The following is a 3,058-nucleotide window of genomic DNA, read 5'->3' as shown; positions in this document are numbered from 1 at the left end:
GGCGTAGGGGAGTGGTGCGAGGGAAAAGGGCGGCAGGGCGCTGACCCGTCCGGCCGGGTTCAGTACGGGCGGCTTCGGCGGTGTCGTGTGCGGCGGGCCCGAGGCCGCGATCGTCGCCGTACGGCCGAGGCGGCACCGACTCGCCTGACCGGCGAAGCGGCGCCGTCGCCCCGGCGGGGGCGGGATGGATACTGGACGGGTTATGGAAACCGTCATCCTTGCTGTAGTCATCGCCGTGGTCGTGCTCGGTGTGCTCGGCGGGCTCGTCGTCGGCAGCCGGCGCAAGAAGCCGCTGCCCCCGCCGCCTCCCGCCGCGCCCGACATCACCGCCCCTCCGGCCGAGCCGCACGTCGGCGACGAGGCCGAGACGCCGCGCGAGGAACCGCGCCGGACCATTGAGGAGGTCGATCTCCCGGGCGGCTCGGCGCCGCCCGTCACCGAAGAGCTCCCGGCGGCGGCCGGGATCGAGATCCCGGAACCCACCGCCGGACGCCTGGTCCGGCTGCGGACCCGGCTCTCCCGCTCGCAGAACGCGCTCGGCAAGGGGCTGCTCACGCTCCTGTCGCGCGAGCACCTCGACGACGAGACCTGGGAGGAGATCGAGGACATCCTCCTCACCGCCGACGTCGGCGTGGCCCCCACCCAGGAGCTGGTCGAGGGGCTGCGCGAGCGGGTGAAGGTGCTCGGCACCCGCACCCCGGAGGAACTGCGCGGACTGCTCCGCGCGGAACTGCTCAAGCTGGTCGGCACCGAGGTCGACCGCACGGTCCGGACCGAGCCGGAGGACCGCAAGCCCGGCATCGTGATGGTCGTCGGGGTCAACGGCACCGGCAAGACCACCACCACCGGCAAGCTCGCGCGCGTGCTCGTGGCCGACGGGCGCAGTGTCGTCCTGGGCGCCGCCGACACCTTCCGGGCCGCCGCCGCCGACCAGCTCCAGACCTGGGGCGAGCGGGTGGGCGCCCACACCGTGCGCGGGCCCGAGGCCGGCGACCCCGCCTCCGTCGCCTTCGACGCGGTGAAGGAGGGCAAGGAGATGGGGGTCGACGTGGTCCTCATCGACACCGCCGGCCGTCTGCACACCAAGACCGGTCTCATGGACGAGCTCGGCAAGGTCAAGCGGGTCGTCGAGAAGCACGCCCCGCTCGACGAGGTGCTGCTGGTGCTGGACGCCACGACGGGACAGAACGGTTTGGTGCAGGCGCGTGTCTTCGCCGAGGTCGTCGACATCACCGGCATCGTCCTGACCAAGCTGGACGGCACCGCCAAGGGCGGCATCGTGGTCGCGGTCCAGCGCGAACTGGGTGTTCCGGTCAAGCTGATCGGCCTGGGCGAGGGCGCGGACGACCTGGCGCCGTTCGAGCCGGAGGCGTTCGTGGACGCGCTGATCGGCGAGTAGAGCGCCGGTCGTCGCCGTCGGCACGCGAAGAAGCGCCCGCCCCCGAGGTGCAGTCGGGAGCGGGCGCTTCGCTGTGTACGGCTACGCGCGCGACCGGTGGGCCACGTACGCCAGCGTCCCCAGCAGCAGCCGGGCCGCCGGCGGCTTCGTCGCCGTGTCCAGACAGGGCGGGCGCAGCCAGCGCACCGGACCCAGGCCGCCCCGGTCCGACGGCGGGGCGGTGACGAAGGTGCCGGGGCCCAGGCCGCGCAGATCGAGGGAAGCGGCGTCGTCCCAGCCCATGCGGTAGAGGAGCTCGGCCAGATCGGAGGCCGCGCCGGGGGCGACGAAGAACTGGGCGCGGCCCTCGGGGGTCGCGGTCACCGGACCGAGGGGCAGGCCCATGCGCTCCAGGCGGACCAGGGCGCGCCGCCCGGCCGGCTCGGCGACCTCGATGACGTCGAAGGCGCGGCCGACCGGCAGCATCACCGAGGCGCCGGGGAACTCGGACCACGCCTTGGTCACCTCGTCGAGCGTGGCACCGGCCGGGACCGGCGGGGCGAAGCCGAGCGGGTGGGCGCCGGGTTGAGGGCAGTCCGCGCGGCCGCAGGAGCACGCGCCGGCCGCGGCCCGCGCGCCCGGGACGACGTCCCAGCCCCAGAGTCCGGTGAACTCGGCGACGGCGGTGCACTCCGAGGAGCGGCCGCGCCTGCGCGTACCGGAACGAATCTCCCGAATTCCGCCGATCGTGAAGCCCATGCCCCCTCCAACGGGTCCAGCGCGCCGGTGGTTACGAGGCGGACGCGTCCGGTCACTCTCCGTTGCCCCTTCCGGGCGACGGTGGCGCCCGGAAGTGCCCAGGGTGGTGTGCCGAGGTCTGTGCGCCCCCGAGTGCACCGCTCCGCCCATCCCGCTCGGTCTGTGTCAAGTGAATCGTGTGGAGGCGACCGTGAGTTCATTCGAAGGGGTGGCGAATGGTGGCGTTTCCGGGATCGCCATGGCTGGACGCGTGATCGTAGGATTACTTTGAGTGCACGAGTCCTGGGGGCGCATGCGCTTGTGGGTATGCCGGAGGCAAGTCGGTTCCCCGTTCGAAGGCTGACAACCGCCGGACGAACGGCCGTATTTACCGGCATTCTGATAAGGCTTGGCGCACTCGGCGACAAGTGGTCTCAGGGATGGGGGCGTTCCAGTGGGCGGCAACAGTGGAAGCGGGACGGGCGCCGGGAGCGCCGCGCAGAGCTCCTCCCAGCCCGACAAGCGCCCCAACGAGCTGCTCACCTCCTGGTTCGTGCGCAGCGGCTGGTCCAAGGGCGAGCTCGCCCGCCAGGTCAACCGCAGGGCCCGCCAGTTGGGCGCCAACCACATCTCCACCGACACCTCGCGGGTGCGCCGCTGGCTGGACGGCGAGAACCCCCGCGAACCCATCCCCAGGATCCTGTCCGAGCTGTTCTCCGAGCGCTTCGGATGCGTCGTCTCCGTCGAGGACCTCGGACTGCGCGCCGCCCGCCAGTCCCCGTCCACGACCGGGGTCGACCTTCCCTGGACGGGCCCGCAGACCGTGGCCCTGCTCAGCGAGTTCTCGCGCAGCGACCTCATGCTGGCGCGGCGCGGCTTCCTCGGGAGCTCGCTGGCCCTGTCCGCGGGTCCGTCCCTCATCGAGCCCATGCAGCGCTGGCT

2 protein-coding genes and 1 pseudogene are annotated in these 3,058 nt (G+C 72.7%); 2 read left to right on the top strand and 1 reads right to left on the bottom strand.

Annotated elements, in window-relative coordinates:
• The first annotated feature begins 202 nt into the window (after window positions 1–202).
• Window positions 203–1,399 carry a signal recognition particle-docking protein FtsY gene (gene ftsY, locus EHS43_RS41355; protein WP_125195652.1) on the top strand — a complete coding sequence of 399 codons (1,197 nt, stop codon included), beginning with the start codon at window positions 203–205 and terminating at the stop codon, window positions 1,397–1,399.
• Between the two features lie 81 nt (window positions 1,400–1,480).
• On the opposite strand, the gene EHS43_RS41350 is transcribed toward ftsY, so the two are convergent.
• Window positions 1,481–2,137: a bifunctional DNA primase/polymerase gene (locus EHS43_RS41350; RefSeq protein WP_125195651.1), complete on the bottom strand. Its 657-nt coding sequence runs from the start codon at window positions 2,135–2,137 to the stop codon at window positions 1,481–1,483.
• Window positions 2,138–2,570: 433 nt separating this feature from the next.
• Between EHS43_RS41350 and EHS43_RS41345 the strand changes: the two are divergent.
• Window positions 2,571–3,058: pseudogene (locus EHS43_RS41345) on the top strand (hypothetical protein); the annotation flags it as partial.

This window comes from Streptomyces sp. RP5T (assembly GCF_003933965.1).
Lineage (GTDB): Bacteria > Actinomycetota > Actinomycetes > Streptomycetales > Streptomycetaceae > Streptomyces.
Note: the sequence above shows the minus strand (reverse complement) of the source record. Positions and strands in the feature narration are given on the sequence as shown.